Below are 25,224 nucleotides of genomic sequence, written 5' to 3' on the forward strand. Positions count from 1 at the left end.
TCCCTGAGGTCGTGATATTACCTTTCACAAAAAGGAAATCAATAGTGTATCAATTTTATTTCTGACAGAAATCAAAAACTACTAAGTCATTGATTTGAAGAAATATAACCGCAAAATCGCCCGCTGGCGGGCAGTGGTTGGCTTGCCTGCCGTCAAATTCCGTCACTTCTGTAGATCACGCGAATTTTGCGCAGTCTCAACGTATGCGAGAAACGTAGCGCGCGACGGTATGGTCAAACCAGGTCCAGGAAACTTCCGCCACCGCACCATCCTGCGCCTGGCTGAGACGCAGGACGCGGGGCACGGATGCGCCTGCTTTCTGGCCGAACGCTTCGGGCGTCCATTCGGGCACGTCGCCGAGATCGATGCGATCCTCCGCCTTCGATATCCAGAGGTTGAGGCGAGTGCGGTAATAGAGGTAGAGAGATTCCGACATATTTTCGATGGTGATCGTGTCAACGTAGGAACCATCAAGCCAGATTTCCTCGATGGCGGCCGGTTTGCCGGCGATGCGCCGCAGACGACGAATCCTGTGTCCTTCGGAGGAGGTGCCAAAAGCGGGCAGATCGGCGGGCTTCGCTAGCCGGGCCACATCCAGAACCTCCGCTGTCGGCAGGCCGCCGCCCTCGATCAGTTCAAGCCGGAAGAAAGCGTAGACGCTTTGCGGATCGCTGACCGCGCGGATGTAGTTGCCGGAGCCCTGTACGCGCTCCAGAAGACCGCGCTCCTGCAATTCGGCGAGCGCCTTGCGTAGCGTACCGACAGCGATGCCGAGATCGGCGGCCATATCGCGCTCCGGTGCAAGCTTCTCGCCGTCGATCAGCCGCCCTGCCGACACCTCGCGCACCAGCATTTCGGCGATCTGCAGATACATGGGCAAGCTGCCGCCAGTGTGTCTCATATGCCGTTTCCTCCACCCGAAACAAAAATTGATACATCATTGATTTACATATTTCTTGATGTTATGCAAGAAAAACGAGAGCGGCCCTGAGGAGGAATTGCATGACCGTCGTACCCGTTACATCCGCTGATCTCGATGCTGCCGAGGTCTCCTGGTTTTCCGCTTTGTGTTCGGATGATTACGCCTATCTCGGCGTGCCGGATGGAAGCCTGCGTTCCAGCTTCGAACATTGCTCGGATATCGTCAAAAAAGCCGAGGAACTTGGTTTCCGCAACATTCTCTGCCCTTCGTCCTATCAGGTCGGACAGGATACGCTGAGCTTTGTCGCCGGCTGTGCGCCGATCAGTGACCGCATCAATTTCCTTGCCGCTATCCGCTGTGGCGAAATGCAGCCGATCATGCTGGCGCGTACGATCGCCACGCTCGACCACATGCTGAAAGGCCGCCTGACCCTCAATGTCATCAGTTCCGACTTTCCGGGCGAAGTCGCCGACAGCGCCTTTCGTTACAAGCGCAGCCACGAGGTCGTCGAGATTTTGCGGCAGGCCTGGACCCGCGACACCATCGACCACGACGGCGAAATCTATCAGTTCAAGGGCGTATCGACCGAGCCGGCGAGACCTTACCAGCAGAATGGCGGCCCGCTTCTTTATTTCGGCGGCTATTCTCCAGATGCACTTGAGCTCTGTGGCGCACAATGTGACGTCTATCTTATGTGGCCGGAGACGAAAGACCAGCTGGCGGACCGCATGCGCGCCGCCAACGAGCGTGCCGCCGCCCATGGCCGCACGCTTGATTACGGCCTGCGCGTCCATATGGTGGTGCGCGATACCGAAAAGGAAGCCCGTGAATATGCCGAACATCTGGTCTCCAAGCTCGATGATGAATACGGCCAGCTGATCCGCAACCGCGCCCATGACAGCGGTTCACTCGGCGTGTCGCATCAGGCACGTGCCCGTGAACTCGCTGACAAGTTCGGTTATGTCGAACCCAATCTGTGGACCGGCATCGGCCGGGCGCGTTCCGGCTGCGGTGCAGCACTTGTCGGCTCAACCGATCAGGTTCTTTCGGCGCTGGAGGATTACCAGAAGATGGGCATCCGCGCCTTCATCCTGTCCGGTTATCCGCATCTCGACGAAGCCGAACATTTCGGCACCAAGGTGTTGCCGCAGATGAAAACCTGCTCCCTGCCGCATGCCTATGGCCGGGTGCCTTCTGAAACGCCAGCGACGCCGCTCGGCAACGGGGAACGCCACTGATGGAACGTATCGCTCTTTCTGACACACTCGAACTCAGCCGCATCGTTTACGGCATGTGGCGCATTGGCGACGATGCAGACACCTCGCCGGCGCATGTACAGGCGAAGATCGAGGCCTGCCTCGCGCAGGGCATCACAACCATGGATCAGGCCGATATCTATGGGGGATACACGGCAGAAGCCATTCTTGGCGCCGGATTGAAAGCCGCGCCAGGACTGCGCGACAAAATCGAAATCGTCACCAAATGCGGCATCGTCGCCCCGGCCGGCCGCCATACTGCCGCCCGCGTCAAGCATTACGACACGACCGCGGTCCACATCAACGCTTCGGTGGAAGCGTCGCTGCGCGACATGGGAACGGATCACGTCGATCTGCTGCTCATTCACCGCCCCGACCCGCTGATCGACGCGGAAGAAACCGGCAAGGCACTTGATGCCTTGGTGGCGTCGGGCAAGGTCAAGGCGGTTGGCGTCTCCAATTTCCGCCCGTTCGATTTTTCGCTGCTGCAATCGGCCATGAGCAACCGGCTGGTGACGAACCAGATCGAAATGAGCCTGCTTGCCACCGATTCCTTCACGAATGGCGATCTCGCCTACCTGCAGGAAAAGCGCATTTCGCCCATGGCCTGGTCGCCGCTCGGTGGCGGTTCGCTGTTCTCCGGCGCGCATGGCGGCACCATGGCTGCCCTGCAGCGCATCGGCAAGGAACAGGGCGTCGACGCGACGGCCGTCGCGATCGCCTGGCTGCTGCGCCATCCGGCAAAGATAGTGCCCGTGCTTGGCACCAACAATCTCGAACGCATCAAAACCGCTGCCGATGCGCTTCGCGTGACGATGGACCGCCAGACATGGTTTGAACTCTACACCCTTGCGATTGGAAAAGAGGTGGCGTGATGACAGTTGCAGAGGCAATCAAGATGCCCAATGAACATGTATTCGTTCCCGGCGGCGAAAACAGCCGCAGCTTTCGCAATGCGCTCGGCGCTTTCACCACCGGTGTTACGGTGGTAACAGCCACGACCCCGGAAGGCCCGATCGGCATGACGGTCAACAGCTTCGCATCCGTCTCGCTCGATCCGCCGCTGGTGCTGTGGTCACCTGCGAAAAGCTCGTCGCGTTATCAGGCCTTCAGCGGCGCGACCCATTTCGCTATTCATGTGCTGAGCGCCGATCAGGACGTGCTGAGCGCCCGCTTCACCCGCAACGGCCGTGCTTTCGATGATCTTGACTGGGAATTGAACGATGAGGGCGTACCGGTCATCCCCGGAACGCTGGCCCGTTTCGAATGCCGGCAGGCGGCGGCCCACGATGCGGGCGACCACACCATCATTGTCGGTGAAGTGCTGCGCGCCGCCCATCGAGATGGCGATCCGCTGTGCTTTTCGGGCGGAGCCTTCGGGCGGTTTGCCCGGCAGTAGTATGCTCCGGGCGGACTTTCATGATCTTCGACAGATATTCGAGTCACCGATGCGGCTCGAAAATCTTTGTCAAGCGGCAACAGAGTCTGGTTCGCCTGTTGTTTGCGGCGTTTGCGGCTCGGCGTGTTTTTCCGTCGCTTTTTTGCGGGAAAATAGCCCTGTGAGGAAGCGGCCGAAGCGGTCCATTTCCACGAAGATGACAGGCGTGATGAACAATGTCAGCAATTGCGAGACGATGAGACCACCGACCACCGCGATGCCGAGCGGTTGGCGCAGTTCTGAGCTGGCGCCCGAGCCGAGCGCGATGGGAAGAGCGCCAAGCAATGCGCAGAATGTCGTCATCATAATCGGGCGGAACCGGCGCACGCAGGCTTCGTGAATGGCGGTTGCGGGTGGTTCCGCTTTTTCTCGCATCAGCTCCACCGCCACGTCGATCATCATTATCGCGTTTTTCTTGACGATGCCGATAAGCATCAATAGCCCGATCAGGGCGATGATGGAGAAATCCATGCCCATGACCTTCAGCGCCACAAGGGCGCCGAAGGCCGCTGCCGGCAGACCGGAAAGAATGGTCAGCGGGTGGATGAAGCTCTCATAGAGAACGCCGAGAACGACATAGATGGTGAGCACCGCCGCCAGAATGAGGATTCCGGTGTTCCCCTGGCTCTGCTGGAAGATTGCCGCCGTGCCGCCATAGCTGGTGAAGACATCCTGCGGCAGACCTATCGTGGTCTTGAGCTGGTCGATCCGACTTGTGGCGTCGGAGAGTGCCACACCATCCGGCAGGTTGAAGGAGATGGTGGTGGAGACGAGCTGGCCCGTCTGATTGATGGTAACAGGCGCCTGCGTCCGGGTGAGAGCAGCGAAGTTGGAAAGTGGCACCAGTACGCCCGTTTTGGCCGAAAGAATATTGATGTCGCTCAGGAAATCGTCATTCCACGGCTTCGAGCTGTCGAACTCGACAATGACGTCGTAGCTGTCGCCGGTCGACTGGATCTGTGCGGCGGTGTACCCGCCGAAGGACATTTCCAGTGTCTTGCGCAGCTGATCATTGGTAATCCCGAAGGCAGCGGCTTTTTCCGAATCGACCGAAATCGTGGCGGCGATGGCGCCGTTTTGGGCATCCGATGTTACTGACGTGAAGGTATGGTCGCGGCGCATCGCCTCCATCAGCTTGTTCGACCATTCATTGGTGATATCAGCGTTCAAGCCCTGCACCACGAGTTGATATTGGCTGGCGGAGCTGCGCCCGCCGAAACGCAGGCTCTGCTGCGGGTTGATATAGGTGCGAATGCCCGCGACTTTCGAGCTGGCCTGGCCCAGTTCCGTCAGAACCTGGCTCAGAGGTGCACGCTCCTCCTTGGGCTTCAGTTCGACAAACATCGAGCCGTTGTTCAGCGGATTGCGCGAATTGCCGCCAACGATGGATGTAACGTGGACAACGGCCGGATTCTTGCGGATCTGATCGGCAACCTGCGCCTGGAGATCGCGCATCGCCGTGTAGGAAATATCCTCGCGCGCCTGCGTCGAAACCGAAAGACGGCCGATGTCTTCCTGGGGGAAGAAGCTGGAGGGCAGCACTTCGAATAGATAAAGAGATGCCGCGACCGAGGCGAGAAATGACGCCAAAACAATACGGCGATGGGAAAGGCACCAGCTCACGGCGTTTCCATAGGCACGAAGCGTCCGCTCGAAGCCGGCATCGAACCAACGGATGATCGCCGGTGGCCGGGAGGAGTGGCCGGAAAGGCGCGAGGCGAGCATTGGCGTGACCGTCAGCGATACCAGAGCCGAGGCCATGATGGCGAGCGTGACGACCATGCCGAATTCATTAAAGAGCCTGCCGATCACCCCTCCCATCAACAGAATGGGGATGAAGACGGCGACAAGCGAAATCGACATGGAGAGGATGGTGCTGCTGACCTCCGCAGCACCCTGCAGCGCGGCTTCCCGCATCGGCAGCCCCTCTTCGTGCAGGCGCAATATGTTTTCCAGCATGACGATGGCATCATCCACCACAAGACCTACTGACAGGGTGAGCCCAAGCAGGGAGATATTGTCGATGCTGTAACCCAGCACATACATCGCGCCGAAAGCCGTGATCAGCGACAACGGCACGGCAAGACCCGGAATGACGGTTGCCGTCAGATGCCCGGTGAAGAGGTAGATTACTGCCACCACCAGCCCGATGGTCAGGAACAGGGTAAACTGAACGTCGGAAATCGCGTCCTTGATCGCGGTCGAGGCGTCGTTCATCACGTTGATGTTGACGGAAGGTGGCAATTGCTGGTGAAGCGCCGGCAGCTTGGCCTTGATGGCGTCCACGACATCGACGGTGTTGGCATCCGGTTGCCGCTGCACGGCGAGAACGATGGCCTGTTCGCCGTCGAACCAGCTGCCCGCATTGGTGTTGTCAATGCTGTCGGTGACGTTGGCGATATCACCGAGGTGAATGGGTGCACCGTTGTTCGTCGATACGACCAGCGAACGGAAGGCGGCTGCGTTCGTGCGCTGGGTATCGGCCTCGATCGTCAGGCGCTGATTATCGTTCTGCAGTGCGCCGACGGGAACCTGATTGTTCGCCTGGGCAATGGCGGTGGTGACCGTATCGACGCCGAGGCCTCTTGCCTGAAGCTGCGCCGGATCCAGCCCAATGCGCACGGCATAGGTCTGCGCCCCGTAGATACTCACCTGCGCCACGCCGGAAATGGTGGAAAGCAGCGGGGAGATAATGTTCTCGGCGATTTCATCGACCTTGCTGGTGGGCATTTCCTTGCTGTTGACCGCAAGCAAGAGTACCGGGGCATCGGCCGGGTTCGTTTTGCGATAGCTGGGCGTCGTCGTCATATTGCTCGGCAACTGCCGTTGCGCGCGGGAAATTGCGGCCTGCACGTCGGCAGCGGCCGCGTCGATATCGCGGTTGAGATCGAACTGAAGCACGATCGAGCTGTTGCCAAGCGTATTGGTGGCGCTGATCTCGCTGACGCCGGGAATTGTCTCGAACTGCTTGACCAGTGGCGTGGTGACCGAGGTGGCCATGGTTTGCGGGGAGGCGCCGGAGAGTGATGACGACACGTTGATCGTCGGAAAATCCACCTTTGGCAAGGCCGCGACCGGGAGCAAACGGAAACCGGCAAGGCCTGCCAGAACGAGGCCGATGGCGAGAAGCGTGGTGGCGACGGGCCTGTTGATGCAAAAATTCGGGATCATTGGCGGCCAGCCTTTTCCTGCGGAATAGTGGCGGCCAGATTGCCTGCCGTCCCGCCCTTGTCGGAAAATTGCTCGATCACGAGCTGGCCGTCGGCGAGTTCCGACTGGCCCTCGACGATGATATGCTCTCCGCCATTAAGGCCGTTCGCAATGGCGGTGAGGTCGCCGTTCGAACGCGCGACCTCCACGGGCGTCATGTGGGCATGATGATCGCTGTCGACCGTGTAGACAAAATTGCCTTTCGGTCCGGGTCGCACAGCGACCGTCGGTACGACGACCATTTCGTCTTCGGAAACGAAATGCGCGGTGACATTGACGGACTGACCAGGCCACAAAAGGCCGCGGTCGTTCTTGAACTCCGCCTTTGCCAGCACTGTGCCGGAGGTCTGGTCCACAGCGTTGTCGTAAAAACGCAGTACGCCGCGCATCGCCTCGCCGCCGGTCGCCGCAGGGTCGACATCAACTGCCGTGTCTTTTGCTACGCCTTCGCGCAATTGCGGCAGATAGCGTTGAGAGAGCCGGAAACTGACCGAGATGGGGTCGTATTTCGTGATCGTCACGATATTCACGCCTGCACTGAGGTAAGCCCCCGGGCTGACGCTTATATCACCCAGTCTCCCATCGAAGGGAGCACGGATTTCCATATGTTCCAACGCCACCTGATCGGACGCAAGTGTTGCGCGGTCGGCATCGATTTTGGCACTGGCGCTGTCCCGCGCCGCCCTGGCCTGATCCAGCACCTGCTGTGACTCGGCGCTCTGCTTGACGAGGTTGGCGGCACGCTGAAAAGCGGCTTCAGTCTGTTCAAGTGTCGCCTGGTCGGCGGCGATATTCGCCTTGTCCTTGTCAACCGCCGCACGGGCAATTCGATCGTCCATCTTGAGGATCAGATCGCCCGCCTTGACGTGCTGGCCGTCCTTTGCCTCGATTTCGGTGACGAGGCCAGCCTGGAGCGGCGCGATATTGGTGATATCGGCTGCTACCGCCCACCCTGTTGCCGCCGCGTCCATTGGCAGCTTCGCCTTACTGACCGAAATTGTGCTGACGGTCGGTGGTCCGCCATTGCGCCGCCCGCCGCCCTGCCGTTGCCCCTGTTGTGCGCCTGGCTGGCCATTGCGGGAGGATTGCGGTTTTGCATTTGCAGTCGTTTCTGCGGTTGCGGTCTCCGCCTGCGGTGGAGTGCTGGCAAATTGTTTCAGATAGGGAATTTGATCGAGCGGCAGGCGGTCCTTGAAATACCACGCGCCGGCGGCTGCGATGGCAAGAACGCTGAGGGCGGTCCAGAAACGTTTCATCTGACGGTTCCGCGTAATGAAGGCGATACATGTTTCCCGACATGTGCGGCAAGCCTTGGGAGCAGCTTTCCTCCACAAGACACCCAATACGCTGCGAAATCACCTTAAACTTTTGTAATGGCAGTAACCGTGTGCGAGGGCCGTTTGCCCTGCCGTACAGGGGCTGAAGCGGATCGCGCTCGCATGCAACCCCGCCATTGCGTATATTCTTCGCGCCGGTTGTTACGGGAAAAGGCCGCCTCGTTTCCGGGGCGGCCTTTTGCGCGATGCGATACGCCGGAGGTCAGAAAGCCCGGATGGCGTTGCGGGTGGCCAGCACATCTTCAGCAACATTGCCTGTGGTGGCGGGCACGGAGCCGACGAGATCCAGGAACTTGTAGAGTTCGGTAGCCTGCGAGTTCGTGACATAGATGATGTCGCGATCCTGCATCGGGAATTTCGTGCTGGCAAAGAAGGTCGAGGGATCGCGCAGATTGGCACGGAAAATGACCGGAACGTCCTGGCCAGCGAATTTGGACGTGTTTATGCCAAGCTTCACGAGAAGATCGCGCTTGACGATGCGGTATACATAGACTTGGGCGGGATCTGCACGGGAGTCGAGCAATCCGCCCGCCTTGCCAAGGGCGTCCGAGAGCTTGAGATCGGCGTCCTCGAACTCGAAACGGCCGTTGAGGCCGGAAGCGCCGAAGGCGAGATAAGTGCGGCGCTCCCGCTCCACCATGATGGTGTCGCCCGGCACCACATAGATGTTTTCCGAAGGCGTGCTGACAAGGTGATTATAGTTGACGCGGGCCGTTTTTCCGCGCCGAATGAGCGTGACATAGGACTCTATGTTGGGGGCACTCAGGCCTTTCGCGTAAGAGATGACGTCAAGAACGCGATCACCCGCTTCCGACAGCTGCACCTTTGTCGGCTCCTTGACGTCGCCCAGAACCGAGGCCTGTGCGGAGCGGCTGGAAATCTTGGTGATCAGAACCTGCGGCTCGATGGCGCGATTTGCCAGACGCTCCTCGATTTCGCTCTGCACATCCTCGACATTGCGGCCGGTTGCGCGAATCTTGCCGGCATAGGGAACGCTGATATTGCCTTCCCGGTCTACCGTCTGGTTGGGCAGGCTGATGAAGTTACCCGGTCGACTGCCCGCATCGTTTGGAATGAACAGGCCGCCCGCCTGGCTTTCGAAAATCGCAACCTGGACTACGTCGCCGACACCCATCGGCAATGCCGGGACGCCGCCCTTGCCACCACCGAAGCTGCCGAGCAAGGTGGTCGTGGTGGTATCACCGACATAGTTAAGGACGGTGCTGTTGATGTCGATAAGCGCATAATCCACGCCTGCGGTTTTTTTCTTGTCCTTTGATCCGAATTTCACGGAGGCGTTGGATTCGATTGTAGCTGCGTCGGGGCCAGATGCCGCTGTGACAGTGCAGCCTGCCAGAGCCGCAGAGGCGAGCAGAATCGAAACATTCAATAAACGCATTTTTTCCTCAAAATGAATATCGTCCGAAATCAGGAAAAACGGACACGTATCGGTTCTTAAAAATAATCACTTCGTAAATAACGCCGGCACAGAAAATCTCAGCCGGTTTGCATTACCTTAATTGATGTGTCCGTCTCGGAGCGCGTCTATTTAGATAACGATTCAATATTTGACTGGTCGGCATAATTACTTTGATCGCTGTATTCTGCTAGTGCAGTTTTGTCACTATATGTGATTTTTTTCGGTAGGTCAGGGATTCTTACAAGCGGCTGTTTTTAAAGGGCATTTTCATTTTTTTGATATAGTGCTTTCTCAAAGAAACAATTTTAGCAGATTATGAAGTCACTTTCATCACCGGACTCGGGAGTTTACTTTCATTATCGCGGGGACATCTGTTGCTCTGTAGAGCTGGTGGTACGTCGCTGATGTGCAGAGGCGGGCAGAGCCACCCATTCATGTATGCCGAAACGTATTGCGGCCGTCTGAACGAGCGCAGGCAACGCAACGCCCACAATCGTTATGATTGCTGTCAAGCTTGGTATGTCAGTTACGTGGAGTAACTTGGTCGCGACGGCCCGGCCGAAACCGATAGCAATGATATGCATTACGTAAATTCCGACGGATAATTGGCCGATTGTCTTGAGTGTTGATGCAATTGCGTTTTCGCGAATAACCAGCGCCTGCGAAATAGCAACAGTCATCACTATTCCGAGGATAGCCGACAGGAATGGAAGCCGTTCAGGAACCTCAATTTTCCAGGAGAAATAGGTGGCAATCAAAAAGGCTGCCAAGATCCCCATGAACGAGCGCGTCGTGTATCGCATCTGCTGGAAGTCGTATTGTTTAGCGGCGATGCCGAATGTGAAATAGAGAAACCCATAGGCAACGTCCAATTGGACCCACTGGTTCTGGATATAAAACAAACCGAACAGGATGAGTGCGAATGCCACCCGGAGGAAGACGGGCACCCAACTCAATAAATAGGAGGCAAGGTGGCAGAAAAAGAGCGAGTAAAGAAACCAGAAGGGACTTATTGGGCTCCACAGGATTTCCAGGACTCTGTTTAGATCGATGATCGTGTTTGTAAGGCCCAATCGCCCCATCATCACCATCAGACTTCCATGGAGAACTGACCAGAAGAAATAGGGGTAGACGATATTTTTTCCAAGCTTGCCAAAAAAGCGCCCTGGGGCGTTAGCCTGTCCGGAGAAGAATAATCCCGACAAGAAGAAAAAAAACGGCATATGGAAGGTGTAGATAGCATAGTCGCAAAAACCCATAAGGCTGAAGTGCGGCGGCGCTCCGGAGCCGTTTAGACCTCTCTCCGCATGGCCAAAAACAACGAGAATGATACAAAGACCTTTGGCGACATCATAAATATTATCTCGCGGCTTTTTTGGTTTCATTTATGCGCTCGATAGAGGTTCCCGGGGGTGGATGTTTGTTGAGGGAGTGCCTTAGTCATGCCCGTTCAGCGAGCGCGAAATTGACGGTGTCGGCAAATTCCCTCAGGAAACGTTCGCGGGAGAAACGGGCGGCATTGTCGATGCAGGCGGTCTTGTCGAAGCGGTCGGAATTGTCGACGAACTCCTGCACCGCGCCGCAGATCGCTTCAGGCGTCTGTTCGCGGAAATAAAGGCCCGTGGGCTGGTTGGATCCGCCGAGCGGGATGACGGTTTCCAGCACGCCGCCCTTGCCGTAAGCGATCACTGGTGTGCCCAGAGCCTGGGATTCGACGGGCACGATGCCGAAGTCGTCTTCCGCCGCAAAGATGAATGCCTTGGCTTCCGCCATGTATCTGTGAAGCTCCTCATTGCCGACAAACCCGAGGATTTCGATATTGGGAGTTGCGATATCGCGAATGCGCTTCATGTCCGGGCCGTCTCCGATGACAACGAGGCGCCTGTCGGGCATTTTGGCGAAGGCTTCGACGATCAGATGCACTTTTTTGTAGGGCACCAGCCGTGATGCCGTGACAAAATAGTCGCCCTTGCGGTCAGAGGGAGAGAGGTGGGAGGTATCCACCGGGGGATAGATCACCGTGGAATCCCGCCCGTAACACTTGCGCACCCGGTTGCGGATGAATTTGGAGTTGACCGTCATCAGGTCGACACCGTTGGCGGTGCGGATGTCCCACATGCGGATATAATGAAGGATGGCGCGCGCGACCCATGAGGCGAAGCCGTGTGTCAGCCGCGTTTCCTTGAGGTATTGATGCTGAAGATCCCACGCATAACGGATAGGGCTGTGGATATAGGAAACGTGAAACTGACCCGGCCCGGTGATGACGCCTTTGGCGACCGCATAGCTTGAGGAAATAACGAGATCATAACCGCTCAGATCGAATTGCTCGATGGCGAGCGGCATCAACGGCAGGTAAGAGCGATATTTCTTCCGGGCGAAGGGCAGCTTCTGGATGAAGGAGGTATTGACCGGGCGGCCGCCGAGAAAGCCGCGATCACGCTCGCTCATGAAATCGACGAGGCAGAAAAGATCTGCCTGAGGATAGATTTCGAGAAGGTTGTGAAGGACCTTTTCAGCCCCACCCCTATCGGTGAGCCAGTCGTGGACGATCGCCGTCTTCATAGTTTCCTCAATAATATCAACGTAATAAAAATTTGTAATCCGACCTGGAAATGAGCCGGCAGTATCGAATATCAATCTTGTCTTCACCCACAAAAGCGCGGCTGCGAAGACGAAACAATGCAAAAATAATATGGACGCAAGGTTATGTCTGTCGGAATCCTGTCCTGCTCCGTCTCTTGAATAGCATCTTGTTCGCAGATGCGAAATATCCCGCTTCCTAATTTCCTGACATCTGTGCCGACCCAGCATCCGCCGTGGCTGCCGAAAGCGCCCGGGGCGGGCAGTTTGTAACCAAATACCTCCCCTCGTTCCGGTAATTAGTCCTCCTCGCTTCAAGGTTATTGACAAGGCGTGGCAGCAAGATATTCTGTTATAAAGATGCATATAACATAATAATGGAACACAGAAGAGCTGGGAGCTTGACCATGAGACGTAAAATTGCATTTCTCGCCACCGCCGCTTTGTTGCTTGCACCTGGTGTGATGATGGCCCAGGAAAAGGGCGGCGTGATCAATGTCGCCACCATCGGCGAGCCGCCGACACTGGACCCCATGGCGTCTACCGCCGATCTCGTCGGCATCGTCACACAGCACATTTTCGAAACGCTCTATACTTTCGACAAGGGCTGGAGGGTGACGCCGCTGCTGGCGGAAAGCCAGCCCGAGATCAGCGCAGATGGCAAAACCTACACGATCAAGCTCAGACAGGGCATCAAGTTCCACGACGGCAGCGACATGACGTCTGAAGATGTCGTCGCCTCGCTCGGACGCTGGATGAAGATCGCCTCGCGCGGCAAGCAGGCAGCCGGCTTCATCGAGAATATTTCCGCACCCGACGCCGGTACGGTGGCTATCACCCTCAAGCAGCCCTATGCCCCGCTCACCTCGCTGCTCGCGTTCAACAATTCCGCGGCGATCATCCTGCCGGCCGAAAAGCAGGCGGAGCCGATGGCCGAATTCATCGGCACCGGTCCCTATATGCTGAAGGAACGCAAGGCCGACCAGTATATCCAGCTCGTGCGCTTCGATGGCTACAAGTCCCACGGCGGCGAAAGCGACGGTTACGGAGGTGCGCGCCACCAATATCTCGATGAAATCCGCTTCGTTCCGGTGCCTGATCCGAATACCCGCGTCGAAGCCGCCGTTTCGGGCCAATACGACTATGTCGATTCCATTCCTGTGGAATCCTTCGACAAGGTGAAGTCGTCGTCCGCCTCGCAGCCGTTGATGCTGAAGCCCTTCGGCTATCCGGTCTTCGTCTTCAACACCAAGGAGGGGCTGTCCTCAAAGCTTGAGGTTCGCAAGGCGGTGACGGAAGCGCTGAACATGGAAGACATGCTCGCGGCGGCTTTTGGCAGCACGGATTTCTACGCGCTCGACGGCGCTTATTATCCCGACAACTTCTCCTGGCATTCAGAAGAAGGTGTCGAGGGCAACTATAATGTCGGCAATCCGGAAGCCGCCGCCGAAAAGCTGAAGGCCGCCGGTTACAGTGGTGAGCCGCTGCGCATCCTTACCAGCCGCCAGTATGAGTTCCATTACAAGATGGCGCAGGTTGCTGCAGAATATCTGAAACTGGCCGGTTTCAAGGTGGATATGCAGGTGGTGGACTGGGCGACGCTGACACAGCGCCGCGCTGACCCGAAGCTCTGGGATATTTATATCAGCCACAGCCCGTTCCTGCCGGAACCGGCGCTGATGGGCGCGCTTTCCACGAGCTCGCCGGGCTGGTGGGATACGCCGGCACGCAAGGCTGCAGTTGATGCCTTCACTGCCGAAGTCGATCCGGATAAACGCGTCGCTCTCTGGGCCGATGTGCAGAAGACGATCTATGCCGAGCTGCCGCTTCTCAAGATCGGTGACTTCAATGCCGTGGCGGCGAAGTCCAACAAGCTGGAAGGCGTCGATCCTGCTCCGTGGCCGTATTTCTGGAATGCCTCGGTCACAAAATAAGGCCAGGACGGCAATCGGGTGCCGGGCTGCCGGCACCCTTCAGCAGCTTCGCTTCAACTATCGCGCATAAGTGGTCCGCCACTTTTGCGGTCGGGAGCCCTTATTCGTGATACGGTATATCTTCCAGAGACTTGCGGGAATGATCGTGGTGATGTTCCTCGTCGTCACCATCGTTTTCGTCATCCTGCGCGTCACGCCCGGAGACCCGGCCGCCGTGATGCTGGGGCCGGATGCCTCGGCACAGGACATTGCGGAACTGCGCACCCGCCTCGGCCTCGATCAGTCGCTTGGGGTGCAATATGTCTACTATATCGGCCAATTGCTGAAGGGCGATCTCGGCCAGTCGATCTTTCTTAATATGCCTGTCGGATCAGCCCTGCTGGATCGGGCCGAACCCACCTTTTTCCTGACAATCTTTTCATTGCTGATCGCCAGCGTCATCGCTCTCCCGATCGGCATCTATGCCGCTTACCGGCGCGGTTCGTTCGTGGACCAGGCCGCAACGACGGTCGCGATGCTGGCGGCGAGCATTCCGAGCTTCTGGCTCGGCCTCATCCTCATGCAGGTCTTCGCCGTCAGGCTCGATATGTTCCCGGTATCGGGTTATGGCGGGCCGGGGTCGAGTTTCGTCGAGCGCATGTATCATCTGACGTTGCCGGCCATCGCGCTCGGCCTCGTGTCCTCCGCCCTCATTCTGCGCTTCACCCGCGCCTCTATGCTGGATGTCCTCGGTGACGACTATGTCCGCACTGCGCGTGCCAAGGGCGTCAAGGAGCGTCGGGTGGTGATGAAACATGCGCTGAAGAATGCGCTTATACCCATCCTCACCGTGCTTGGCCTCACCGCCGCCGTGCTGATTTCGGGTGCGGTGGTAACGGAGACGGTCTTTGGCTTGCCGGGGGTCGGAAATCTCGTCGTCTCGGCGGTGCTCCGGCGTGATTATCCGGTCATCCAGGGCGCGCTTCTCGTTATCGCCGGGCTCTACGTGCTCATCAATTTTGCAATCGACATGCTTTACCTGCTGGTCGATCCAAGGGTTCGCTACTGATGGCCGATATCGTTTCCACCGTTCCCCCGGCACGCAACCCGACTGTCCTGTTCATTCGGCGTCTCCTGAAGCGCAAGACAGTCGCCGCCGGCCTGCTCGTGCTGCTCGTCTTCGTGCTCCTTGCGGTTTTCGCGCCGATGATAGCGCCGTACTCGCCCTCAAAACTGTCGATCGTGAACCGCCTGAAGCCGCCGAGCGAACTCTATTGGTTCGGCACCGATGAGTTTGGTCGCGACGTCTTTTCCCGCACCATATACGCCGGAAGACTGTCGCTTCTGGTCGGGGCCGCCGTGGTGGCGCTTTCGGCGCTGATCGGCATCACGCTCGGCCTGCTTGCCGGTTTCTTCCAGAAACTGGATACACCGATCGCGCGGCTGATCGATGCGATGATGGCGTTTCCGGATATTCTGCTGGCGATTGCGCTGGTGGCGGCTCTCGGCCCGTCGCTGACGACTGTCATCATCGCGCTCGCCGTGGTTTATTCGCCGCGCCTTGCCCGCATCGTGCGCGCCTCGACGCTGGTAATCCGCGAATTGCCTTATGTGGAGGCGGCGAAGGCGCTCGGCATTTCCACCTTCCACATCATGACGCGGCATGTCCTGCGCAATCTGGTCTCGCCGATCCTCGTGCAATGCACCTTTCTTTTTGCCAGCGCCATGCTGGCGGAGGCCGGCCTGTCGTTTCTGGGACTTGGTGTCAGCCCCGAAATTCCAACGTGGGGAACCATGATTTCCGCCGGCCGCCAATATATCGGACAGGCCGACTGGATGACCTATTTCCCCGGCTTTGCCATCATTCTTTCCGTGCTGTCGCTGCAAATGGTCGGCGACGGGCTGCGGGACATGCTCGACCCAAGACTGCGAAGGGATTTGTAATATGACATCCGGTGAACAGGCCAAAACGCCTCTTCAATCACCCATTCTTCTTTCCAATGTCAAACCGGTCGGTTTCGGCAAAGGCGCATCACAGGCCTCGACCGATATTCTGATCGGCGGCGACGGCAAGATTGCCGCGGTAGGCTCTGCCCTGCAGGTGCCTGCGGATGCGCAGCGTATCGACGCCAAAGGTGCCTTCATTTCGCCCGGCTGGGTCGATCTGCACGTGCATATCTGGCACGGCGGCACCGACATCTCCATCCGCCCCTCCGAATGCGGGGCCGAGCGCGGCGTAACCACGCTTGTGGATGCCGGTTCGGCGGGCGAGGCGAATTTCCACGGTTTCAGGGAATATATCATCGAACCCTCAAGGGAGCGCATCAAGGCCTTCCTCAACCTCGGCTCCATCGGCCTCGTTGCCTGCAACCGGGTGCCTGAACTGCGCGACATCAAGGATATCGATCTCGACCGTATCCTCGAATGTTACGCGGAAAACAGCGAGCATATAGTCGGCCTGAAGGTGCGGGCGAGCCATGTCATCACCGGCTCCTGGGGTGTGACGCCGGTCAAGCTCGGCAAGAAGATCGCCAAGATCCTGAAAGTGCCCATGATGGTACATGTGGGCGAACCGCCGGCCCTTTACGACGAGGTTCTGGAAATTCTCGGCCCCGGCGATGTCGTGACCCACTGCTTCAACGGCAAGTCGGGCTCCAGCATCATGGAAGACGAGGACCTGTTCAGCCTGGCCGAACGCTGCGCGGGCGAAGGCATCCGGCTGGATATCGGCCATGGCGGCGCATCCTTCTCCTTCAAGGTTGCGGAAGCCGCGATTGAACGTGGGTTGCTTCCGTTCTCCATCTCTACGGATTTGCATGGCCATTCGATGAATTTCCCGGTCTGGGATCTGGCAACCACCATGTCGAAGCTGCTCTCCGTCAACATGCCCTTCGAAAACGTGGTTGAAGCCGTGACCCGTAACCCCGCCTCCATCATCCGCCTCGATATGGAAAACCGTCTCGAGGTCGGTCAGCGCGCAGATTTCACTGTTTTTGATCTTGTCGATGCCGATCTGGAAGCGACCGATTCCAACGGCGACGTGTCGCGCCTGAAGCGCCTGTTCGAGCCGCGGTATGCGGTTATCGGCGCGGAAGCCATCGCGGCCAGCCGTTACATTCCAAGGGCGCGCAAGCTGGTGCGCCACAGCCATGGTTATTCCTGGCGCTGACCCCGACTGATAGGGCGGAGGTCCTTCCTCCGCCTTTCGCAGCCATTACGGGAAACCGCTCCCGGCATTATGAGGAATTCGCGTGAAACAGTCTCCGCTCGACGCAGAAGGGCACGTCTCGCCCTATGACCGGCTCGCCGCGCTAGGCATCTCCCTGCCACCGCCGCCGCCGCCGATTGCCAATTTCGTCACGCACGTGGTGGAAGGCAACATGCTTTATCTTTCGGGCCAAGGACCGCGGGAAGAAAACGGCCACCTCTATGCCGGCAAGGTGGGCGCGGAAATCGGGCTGGAAGAGGCCTATAATCATGCGCGTCTCACCGGCATCAACCTGCTTGCCGTCATGCACGAGGCGCTGGGCGATCTGTCACGGGTGAAGAAGGTGGTGAAGCTGCTTGGCATGGTCAATGCCGTCAGCGATTTCCGCGATCACCCGAGCGTCATCAATGGCTGTTCCGATCTCTTCATCGATGTGTTTGGCGATGCGGGACAACATGCCCGCTCCGCCGTGGGCTTCGGCTCACTGCCGGGCAATATAACCGTCGAAATCGAAGCCATCGTCGCGCTCAAGGGTTGAGGCCGTTTAATGGTTGCGCCAGCCCATCAGCTTTTCGATCCGTTCCGCCGAGACCCTGACCTGCTCGGTGTAGTGGTTCTCGTCCGCCAGCACCTTCTGCTCGGGCAGCACGATGGAAATCGTCGCAACGCATTCGCCCCTGTTGTCGCAAATCGGCGAAGCGATGCATGCCACGGCGTAATCGGACTCTGCGACCTGGATCGACAGCCTGTCATGGAAGGCCGCCGCCGCAGACTGGGACAGCGTTTCCGGGTTGATTTCCGCGCGTCCGGTCGGCGAGGAACGGGCGCAGCGACGGAAAAGTTCGAGACGTTCCGCTTCCGGCAGATGCCCGACGAGCAGACGTCCGGACGCCGTCCAGTTCAAGGGAACGCGGGTGCCGACGCGGGACGCGACCTGAAAATGGCTCGGTCCATCCGCCATGGCCAATACCAGCATATGGTCGCCATCGCGGCCGCAAAGCTGCACCGTCTCGCCCGCATGGCGGCAGAGATCGTGCATTTCGTGGGTGGCGACCCCCATGAAATCCAGCGAGCGGGCATAGGCAAGGCCATAATGGTAAAGCCGCGCGCCGAGCCAGATATTGCCATCGGCATTGCGCGCCAGCATGTTCTTTTCGACGAGATCGTCGATGATCACATAGACGGTGGAAAGCGGCGCCTTGATCGCCTTGGCAATGGCGTAAGCGCCGGCCGGCGATCCGGTTTCGTAAAGGTAATCAATAACCTGAAGCGCACGGTCGATGCCGCTGACGCGCGAGCGCTTGGCCGCCTTCGCGTCCGGATTTTCCTGCGTGGGAGACACGGCGGTTGAAGGCATTTCGTCCAGTCTATGGGCGTCCAATTTTGGCTCCTCATCAATTTTGAGAAGCTATTACATTATTATGGCATATATGTCGATGCCCATCGCATCGCAAAGACAGGAGAAAGACATGACCGAGGATATCAGAAGCAGGATCGGCCTTCGCCCGGTCATTAACGTCTCGGGCACCATGACCTCGCTCGGCGCTTCCATCGTCGTTCCGGAAGCGGTTGAAGCCATGGCGGCCATCCTGCCGCAATTTGTCGAGATCAACGATCTGCAGCGCAAGGCAAGTGCGATCATTGCAAGGCTGACGGGCGGCGAGGCCGGTTTTATCACGGCGTCCTGCTCCTCCGGCATCAGCCTTGCTGTCGCGGGCGCGATCACCGGCAATAATCTTCTCGCCATCGAAAAGCTGCCCGATGTTGCGCCTGAGAAGAACGAGGTTCTGGTGCAGATGGGGCATGTGGTGAGTTATGGCGCACCGGTTGATCAGGCCATCCGCCTCGGCGGCGGCAAGGTGGTGCTGGTCGGGCAGGCAACATCGACCCACCGTTTCCATATGGAAAACGCCATCACCGAAAAGACGGCGGCCGCTGTCTATGTCGTCTCGCATCATGTGGTGGATTACGGTCTGCTCCATCTTTCAGAATTCGTCGAGATCGCACACGCCAAGGGTGTCCCTGTCATTGTCGATGCCGCTTCCGAATACGACCTGAAGCTGTTTTTGGCCACGGGTGCGGATGTCGTGCTCTATTCCGGCCACAAGTTCCTCGGCGGCCCCACCTCAGGCATCGTTGCCGGCAAGAAGGAACTGGTGCGCAATGCCTTCCTTCAAAACATGGGCATCGGCCGCGGCATGAAGGTCGGCAAGGAAAGCATTTACGGCGTCATGGCGGCGCTGGAAGCTTGGGAAAAGCGCGACCATGCGGGCATTCGCGAGCGAGAAACCGGTTATCTCAACCTCTGGAAAAAGACGCTGGACGGGCGCCCCGGCGTGACGGCGCTGATCGAGCCCGACCCAACCAACAATCCGCTCGACCGGCTGCGCGTTATCATCGATGCCGAAGAAGCCCATATCACGGCATGGGACCTGACGACTGCGCTGGCCAGAGGTAATCCGCCGATCATTACCCGTGATCACGAGGTGGAGCATCGTTATTTCTATCTCGACCCCTGCAACCTGCATCCCGGCCAGGAGACCATCGTTGCGTCCCGTCTGGCGGAAGAGCTGGACAAGGCGCGTGCCTCCAACGAGGTGATCGCCACGCCGTTCGAAGACCGCAGCCGCCACCGTTTCGACGGCATGCTGCGCTGGCCGGACTAATAACGACTGCATATGGACCGAGCGGGTGCCGCGAGTTTCTTCTCCCCGAGGGGGAGAAGTCTGCGGCAGCGGGATGAGGGGGCAAGGTCGGCGGTATGCGGCAACGTCGCCCCCTCATCCGCCCCTTCGGGCCACCTTCTTCCCGAACGGGGAGAAGAAACAGGCCGTGACGCCGTGCCTGAATTCAGACGAGAAGAAAAGAAGGGAACGATCATGACCATGTCGCAGGCAGTACCGCTTGGTGCCAAAGATGCTGTGCTTTCCGTCCGCAACCTCACCACGTCGTTTCACGTGGATGGCGGCTGGAAACCGGTGGTGCGTGATATTTCCTTTGATGTCGGGCCAAGCGAGACGGTTGCGATCGTCGGTGAAAGCGGATCGGGCAAAAGCGTCACATCGCTTTCCATCATGCGGCTGCTGGATCGGGAAAGCAGCAGGGTGCAGGGTGAAATCCTGCTCGGAGGTCGCAATCTGCTCTCCCTTTCCGAAGACGCCATGCGGCGGGTGCGAGGCAATGAAGTCGCCATGATATTTCAGGAGCCGATGACCAGCCTCAATCCGCTCTTCACCATTGGTGACCAGATTTCCGAGGCTCTTCTGTGCCACCAGCCCATGTCGAAAGCGGAAGCGCGGGCGGAGACGATCCGCCTGCTCGAAAAAGTCCGCATACCCTCCGCCGCTTCGCGTTTCGATGAATATCCACATCGGTTTTCCGGCGGCATGCGCCAGCGCGTGATGATCGCGATGGCGCTTGCCTCCAAACCGAAGCTGCTGATCGCGGATGAGCCGACGACGGCGCTTGACGTCACCATTCAGGGCCAGATCCTCGATCTCATCAAGGCGCTTCAGGAAGAGGAGGGCACCTCCGTCCTGTTCATCACACATGACATGGGCGTGGTGGCGGAGATCGCCGATCGCACGGTCGTCATGTATCGCGGCGAGCAGGTGGAAGTCGGCGCGACCGCGGATATTTTCCATCGCGGTAAACATCCCTACACGCGCGCACTCTTGTCCGCGGTTCCGGTTCTCGGTTCCATGACGGGCGAGGAAAGGCCGCTGCGGTTTCCAATTGTCAACACCACCACGGGAGAAACGCAGGAACCGGCGCGCCCGGCCGATACCGTTGACGCAAGCGCTCAGCCGGTGCTGAAGGTGGAAGGGCTGACCAAGCGTTTCGACATTCACTCCGGCCTGCTGGGAAGGCTCAGCGGTCGCGTTCACGCTGTGGAGAATGTGTCCTTTGATTTGAGAGCTGGGGAAACATTGTCGCTGGTTGGCGAAAGCGGTTGCGGCAAGTCGACCACCGGTCGCGCCATCATGCGGCTGATCGAGCCGGATGCCGGCTCGGTGATGGTCAATGGCCAGAATATTCTCGCCCTCGACAAGTCAGGCATGCGAGAGATGCGCAAGACGGTGCAGATGATCTTTCAGGATCCCTTTGCCTCACTCAATCCGCGCATGACGGTGGGTGCGGCGATTGCCGAACCGTTTCTGGAACACCGCATGGGCAGCGCCCGCGAAGCGAAGGATGTGGTGGCCGACATGCTGGAAAAGGTCGGCCTCTCGCCCGATATGGCGGCGCGTTACCCGCACGAATTTTCCGGCGGCCAGCGGCAGCGCATCTGCATTGCCCGCGCGCTGGCGCTGCAGCCGAAGGTCATCGTCGCTGATGAAAGCGTTTCGGCGCTGGATGTTTCCATTAAGGCGCAGGTCATCAACCTGATGCTGGATCTGCAGCAGAGCCTCGATCTCGCCTTTCTCTTCATCAGCCATGACATGGCGGTGGTGGAGCGCGTCAGCCACCGGGTGGCGGTGATGTATCTCGGCGAGATCGTCGAAATCGGCCCGCGTGCGGCTGTCTTCGACAACCCGCAGCATGACTATACCCGCAAGCTGATGGCGGCCGTGCCGGTGCCGGACCCGGACCGCAGAAACACGCGTCGCGGTGCCGCCAATGACGAGTTGAAAAGTCCTATCCGCTCAGTCGATTATTCCGTGAAGCCGCGGGAATATCGCGAAGTCTCACCCGGCCATCTTGTCGCCAGCTGAGCGATCAAAGCCCCGGAACGTCAGATGTCACAAATGGTACGCGATAACCGCGCTGGAAGGTTTCGCGCTGTCCAAGCTGGCGATACCAGCGGTTTACTGCGGGAAAATCAGCGAGATCGATTTTATGACGGGCGAAACGCGAAACCCATGGCCAGATGGCAATATCGGCTATTGAAAAATCGCCGGCGACGAACCCGCGCTCTGTCAAGCGGTCGTTCAGCGTCCGGTAGAGGCGTTCGGTATCCGAGGCGAAACGGGTTTCGGCGAAGGGTGCCTTTCCTGTATTGTACGTCAGGAAATAATGGGCATAACCGAGTGTCGGGCCGAAGTTGGCGGCCTGCCACATCAGCCACTCGGTGACTGTCAGCCGTGCCGCGGCAGAGACGGGCATGAGCCGTCCGGCTTTTTCCGCGAGATAGATCAGGATTGCGTTGGACTCTGTTAAAACGGTTCCATTATCGCGATCGACGATTGCAGGGATTTTGGAGCCGGGGTTGATGCGATTGTACTCGGCCGAGAACTGCTCGCCTTTTTCGATCTCTATGGCATGGCTGACATAGGGCAGGCCAAGTTCTTCCAGCGCAATCGAGATTTTTAGGCCGTTTGGCGTGATCCAGGTGTAAAGGTCGATCATCCTAGTCGAACATTGCCTCATCCAGCGGTAAGGCGCGCCTGCCTTTCTTGCCGGTCACATCGGAAAGATCAGTATAGAGGCCGCGTAATGTCAGAACCAACTGGACAATACGCGGATCGGTAACACGATAGATCACCGCCTTGCCTTCCCGCGTGCCTTCGATGACCCCCGCATCGCGCAGTTCGGCCAGCTGCTGCGAAAGCGTCGGCTGCTGGATGCCGAGTTCATATTCGAGCGCGGAAACGGAGGCTTCCGTTTCCATGAGGTAACAGACGATGGCCAGACGGTTGGCATTGGCCACAAGCTTCAGGAGCTCGCTTGCTTCAACGACGCTGCGGCAGATGAGATTGGAAACCGGTTTGGTCACGACTGAAGAGGCTCACTTTTCAAACTATAAAAAAGTAAATTGTGCGGCGATAAATTTCAATGGTTTGATAAATATCATGCCAGCTCAATCAGACATTTTTTAAAATCTACAGGATTAGTAGATTTCTCTTTCGCTTTCCGCCCGGGCATCGCCAAATCGTTTCTCGAAAACACTCTATAAAAAAGTAGATTGATTGTGAAATGAGGTGTCGACATGAAAATCGGGGTCCATCCCAACAATCTGCATTTGCGGCTCGCCCGGCTCTGGCCCGGTTCTTTCGAGGCATTCGAGCCTGAATTCGTGCCCTATAGAGAAGGGCGCGATACCGCGGCGCTTCTGGAAAAGCGTGAAATACATTTTGGCGGCACCGGGTCGACACCGCCCATCGAGGCGGATGCGCGCGGGCTTTCGGCGGTCTATATTGCCGCCTCCGCACCGCGGCCGGCCAATGGCGCGATCCTCGTGCGGCGCGACAGCCCGATCCGTTCCGCCGCCGATCTCTTGGGAAAACGCATATCCCTTATTGACGGATCGTTTCATACCTATCTTCTGGCGCGCAGCCTGGAAGGAGCGGGGCTTGGCCTCTCGGATGTCAACCGAATAGAAAGCGGCGACAGTGACAGCCTGAGGGACCTCGTGGAAGCTCGCGTCGATGCCTGGGTGACGATGTCGCCGCGGCTGGAAAAGGCTCTGACCCATGAAGAAATCAGTCTTTTGGTTCGCTGCGGCTCCACCATTCCCAACCGTTCGCTGTTCTGGACGCTGGATCGTCACGCTCTTGCGCCTGAAACGAGGCAGGCGATTGCGGCTGAACTGGACCGCGTCGGCCGCGGCGTTATGGCTAATGTAGAACAGGCGGCTGCACTGCTCGCCGCCGAACCTGGCAGCGAAGGCGACGCTTCGTCCTGGGCAAGGGTATTGCGCTCTCGCGATCTTTCAGTCGTGCCCGCCACTCAAAATATTCTTGCCGAACAGCAGGAGGAGGCCGATACGCTTTACAGGCACGGCCATTTTTCCTTACCGGTTCACACCGGACAGAGCATGGTTCAGCAGGCAGCCAGCGCGGGAGGCGACAGATGAATGTTTTCTGGTACATGTGCGCCCCCGACGGCGCCTATCCCTGGCAGCCGGAAGGCTCCCGCAGGGTCGATCTCGGTTATTACAAGCAACTGGCGCTCGCTTACGACCAGCTCGGTTATACCGGGGCGCTGTTTGCCACCGGCGCGCATGACGTCTGGGTTCTGGCGGGTGCGCTTCTTTCCTATACCGAGCGGCTGAAGCTGCTGGTCGCCATTCATCCGGGCCTGATCGCGCCAACGCTGCTTGGCAAGATGGCGGCAACGCTTCAGGAGTTTTCGCGCGGGCGCCTGCTTATCAATGTCGTCTCGGGCGATGCGAAGATGCTCGGCGCCTACGGCATGACCATGCCGCATGACGAGCGCTACGAGATGGCGGATGAATATCTGCAAATCTGGCACCGGCTTTTCGCCGGCGAGACGGTGGATTTCAACGGGCATTATTTCCAGACGCAGGGCGCAAAGCTTGCTCTGCCGGTGGGGCAGGGCATCGAGCCGCCGCCGCTGTGGTTTGGCGGCTCTTCGGACAAGGCCATCGACGTTGCGGCCAAACATGTCGAGACCTATCTCTCATGGGGCGAAACGCCTGATCAGATTGGCGCGAAGGTCGATCTCGTCAAGGCGCGGGCGGAAAAGCTCGGTCGAGAACTGGAATACGGTATTCGCCTTTATGTTATCGTGCGCGATACGGATGAAGAGGCCTGGGCTGCCGCCGCCGATCTCTACCGGCGCATGGATGAGGCAGCGATTGCCGCCAACCAGCGTTTCGTCGGCAAGACCGATTCCGTCGGCCAGCAGCGCATGACGGCGATGCATGGCGGCCAGAAGCCGGAGAACCTGCGCGATCTTGAAATAGCGCCAAATCTCTGGGCCGGCATCGGTCTCGTTCGTCCAGGTCCGGGAACAGCTATCGTCGGCTCGCCCGATACTGTCATCCGCACGTTGGAGGCCTATAAGAAGGCGGGCGTGAACACCTTTATCCTTTCCGGCATGCCATTGCTGGAAGAAGCCTTCCGTTTCGGGGAAAAGGTGCTTCCGCGTCTTGACGTATCGCGTGAGGTTTCGGCGGCAAAACAATTCACGTGGTCGACATTGTTCGACCGTGACCTCTCGGCCAAGGCCTCATGAGCATGGCTTCGGGAGTG

The 25,224-nt window shown here is 58.4% G+C and carries 21 protein-coding genes; 12 read left to right on the plus strand and 9 right to left on the minus strand.

Going from position 1 to position 25,224, the window contains the following annotated elements:
* Positions 1 to 196: 196 nt before the first annotated feature.
* On the minus strand, positions 197 to 901 hold the full coding sequence (locus HQN82_RS21415) for a GntR family transcriptional regulator (protein WP_173615871.1): 705 nt from the start codon (positions 899 to 901) through the stop codon (positions 197 to 199).
* 101 nt (positions 902 to 1,002) lie between these two features.
* Here HQN82_RS21415 and HQN82_RS21420 point away from each other — a divergent pair, with 101 nt between their 5' ends.
* Genes HQN82_RS21420 through smoA form a run of 3 tightly spaced genes read left to right on the plus strand, consistent with a single transcriptional unit; the run spans position 1,003 to position 3,577 of the window.
* Positions 1,003 to 2,160 (plus strand): LLM class flavin-dependent oxidoreductase, encoded by a 1,158-nt coding sequence (locus tag HQN82_RS21420; protein ID WP_173615872.1) that lies wholly within the window; start codon positions 1,003 to 1,005, stop codon positions 2,158 to 2,160.
* Positions 2,160 to 3,053, plus strand: coding sequence for an aldo/keto reductase (locus HQN82_RS21425; RefSeq protein WP_173615873.1), 894 nt, complete (start codon positions 2,160 to 2,162; stop codon positions 3,051 to 3,053). Before HQN82_RS21420 ends, HQN82_RS21425 begins: the two co-directional genes overlap by 1 nt.
* Positions 3,053 to 3,577 carry an NADH-dependent FMN reductase SmoA gene (smoA, locus tag HQN82_RS21430; RefSeq protein WP_004438731.1) on the plus strand — a complete coding sequence of 175 codons (525 nt, stop codon included), beginning with the start codon at positions 3,053 to 3,055 and terminating at the stop codon, positions 3,575 to 3,577. Before HQN82_RS21425 ends, smoA begins: the two co-directional genes overlap by 1 nt.
* Before the next feature lie 69 nt (positions 3,578 to 3,646).
* Here smoA and HQN82_RS21435 read toward each other — a convergent pair whose 3' ends face one another.
* The 5 genes from HQN82_RS21435 to HQN82_RS21455 form a co-directional block, all read right to left on the minus strand.
* Positions 3,647 to 6,787 (minus strand): efflux RND transporter permease subunit, encoded by a 3,141-nt coding sequence (locus HQN82_RS21435; RefSeq protein WP_173615874.1) that lies wholly within the window; start codon positions 6,785 to 6,787, stop codon positions 3,647 to 3,649.
* Entirely contained in the window at positions 6,784 to 8,082 is a 1,299-nt protein-coding gene (locus HQN82_RS21440; RefSeq protein WP_173615875.1) for an efflux RND transporter periplasmic adaptor subunit, read from the minus strand. The genes HQN82_RS21435 and HQN82_RS21440 overlap by 4 nt, the downstream gene beginning before the upstream one ends.
* 283 nt (positions 8,083 to 8,365) lie before the next feature.
* The gene (locus HQN82_RS21445; RefSeq protein WP_173615876.1) at positions 8,366 to 9,562 is read right to left on the minus strand and encodes a polysaccharide biosynthesis/export family protein; all 1,197 of its coding nucleotides are present in this window, start codon (positions 9,560 to 9,562) and stop codon (positions 8,366 to 8,368) included.
* Positions 9,563 to 9,939: 377 nt separating this feature from the next.
* A complete protein-coding gene (locus HQN82_RS21450; protein ID WP_173615877.1) occupies positions 9,940 to 10,968 on the minus strand; it encodes an acyltransferase family protein in 1,029 nt (342 codons plus the stop codon).
* 55 nt (positions 10,969 to 11,023) lie between these two features.
* Positions 11,024 to 12,148: a glycosyltransferase family 4 protein gene (locus HQN82_RS21455; protein ID WP_173615878.1), complete on the minus strand. Its 1,125-nt coding sequence runs from the start codon at positions 12,146 to 12,148 to the stop codon at positions 11,024 to 11,026.
* 425 nt (positions 12,149 to 12,573) lie between these two features.
* Here HQN82_RS21455 and HQN82_RS21460 point away from each other — a divergent pair, with 425 nt between their 5' ends.
* The 5 genes from HQN82_RS21460 to HQN82_RS21480 all read left to right on the plus strand — a co-directional run bounded on the left by HQN82_RS21460 (position 12,574) and on the right by HQN82_RS21480 (position 17,825).
* Entirely contained in the window at positions 12,574 to 14,100 is a 1,527-nt protein-coding gene (locus tag HQN82_RS21460; protein ID WP_173615879.1) for an ABC transporter substrate-binding protein, read from the plus strand.
* A 106-nt stretch (positions 14,101 to 14,206) separates the two neighbouring features.
* A complete protein-coding gene (locus HQN82_RS21465) occupies positions 14,207 to 15,148 on the plus strand; it encodes an ABC transporter permease (RefSeq protein ID WP_006698531.1) in 942 nt (313 codons plus the stop codon).
* Positions 15,148 to 16,023 carry an ABC transporter permease gene (locus tag HQN82_RS21470; protein WP_004438752.1) on the plus strand — a complete coding sequence of 292 codons (876 nt, stop codon included), beginning with the start codon at positions 15,148 to 15,150 and terminating at the stop codon, positions 16,021 to 16,023. The genes HQN82_RS21465 and HQN82_RS21470 overlap by 1 nt, the downstream gene beginning before the upstream one ends.
* A gap of 1 nt (position 16,024) precedes the next feature.
* A complete protein-coding gene (locus tag HQN82_RS21475) occupies positions 16,025 to 17,248 on the plus strand; it encodes an amidohydrolase/deacetylase family metallohydrolase (protein WP_173615880.1) in 1,224 nt (407 codons plus the stop codon).
* 82 nt (positions 17,249 to 17,330) lie between these two features.
* Entirely contained in the window at positions 17,331 to 17,825 is a 495-nt protein-coding gene (locus tag HQN82_RS21480) for a RidA family protein (RefSeq protein ID WP_173615881.1), read from the plus strand.
* Between the two features lie 6 nt (positions 17,826 to 17,831).
* On the opposite strand, the gene HQN82_RS21485 is transcribed toward HQN82_RS21480, so the two are convergent.
* Entirely contained in the window at positions 17,832 to 18,668 is an 837-nt protein-coding gene (locus HQN82_RS21485) for an IclR family transcriptional regulator (RefSeq protein WP_173615882.1), read from the minus strand.
* A gap of 88 nt (positions 18,669 to 18,756) precedes the next feature.
* Between HQN82_RS21485 and HQN82_RS21490 the strand changes: the two genes are divergently transcribed.
* Both HQN82_RS21490 and HQN82_RS21495 read left to right on the plus strand, forming a co-directional pair.
* Complete coding sequence (locus HQN82_RS21490; protein ID WP_173615883.1) at positions 18,757 to 19,953, plus strand: aminotransferase class V-fold PLP-dependent enzyme; 1,197 nt, start codon at positions 18,757 to 18,759, stop codon at positions 19,951 to 19,953.
* Between the two features lie 213 nt (positions 19,954 to 20,166).
* Positions 20,167 to 22,002: an ABC transporter ATP-binding protein gene (locus HQN82_RS21495; protein WP_173615884.1), complete on the plus strand. Its 1,836-nt coding sequence runs from the start codon at positions 20,167 to 20,169 to the stop codon at positions 22,000 to 22,002.
* A gap of 4 nt (positions 22,003 to 22,006) precedes the next feature.
* Here HQN82_RS21495 and HQN82_RS21500 read toward each other — a convergent pair whose 3' ends face one another.
* Together HQN82_RS21500 and HQN82_RS21505 are read right to left on the minus strand one after the other, a co-directional pair.
* Positions 22,007 to 22,636, minus strand: a complete 630-nt coding sequence (locus HQN82_RS21500; RefSeq protein ID WP_173615885.1) for a glutathione S-transferase family protein — start codon at positions 22,634 to 22,636, stop codon at positions 22,007 to 22,009.
* A gap of 1 nt (position 22,637) precedes the next feature.
* Positions 22,638 to 23,003: an ArsR/SmtB family transcription factor gene (locus tag HQN82_RS21505; protein ID WP_037093306.1), complete on the minus strand. Its 366-nt coding sequence runs from the start codon at positions 23,001 to 23,003 to the stop codon at positions 22,638 to 22,640.
* Positions 23,004 to 23,216: 213 nt separating this feature from the next.
* Between HQN82_RS21505 and HQN82_RS21510 the strand changes: the two genes are divergently transcribed.
* Together HQN82_RS21510 and HQN82_RS21515 are read left to right on the plus strand one after the other, a co-directional pair.
* Positions 23,217 to 24,083: an ABC transporter substrate-binding protein gene (locus HQN82_RS21510; protein ID WP_173615886.1), complete on the plus strand. Its 867-nt coding sequence runs from the start codon at positions 23,217 to 23,219 to the stop codon at positions 24,081 to 24,083.
* On the plus strand, positions 24,080 to 25,207 hold the full coding sequence (locus HQN82_RS21515; protein ID WP_022563695.1) for an LLM class flavin-dependent oxidoreductase: 1,128 nt from the start codon (positions 24,080 to 24,082) through the stop codon (positions 25,205 to 25,207). The genes HQN82_RS21510 and HQN82_RS21515 overlap by 4 nt, the downstream gene beginning before the upstream one ends.
* The last annotated feature ends 17 nt before the right edge of the window (positions 25,208 to 25,224 follow it).

It is taken from the genome of Agrobacterium pusense (assembly GCF_013285525.1).
Lineage (GTDB): Bacteria > Pseudomonadota > Alphaproteobacteria > Rhizobiales > Rhizobiaceae > Agrobacterium > Agrobacterium pusense.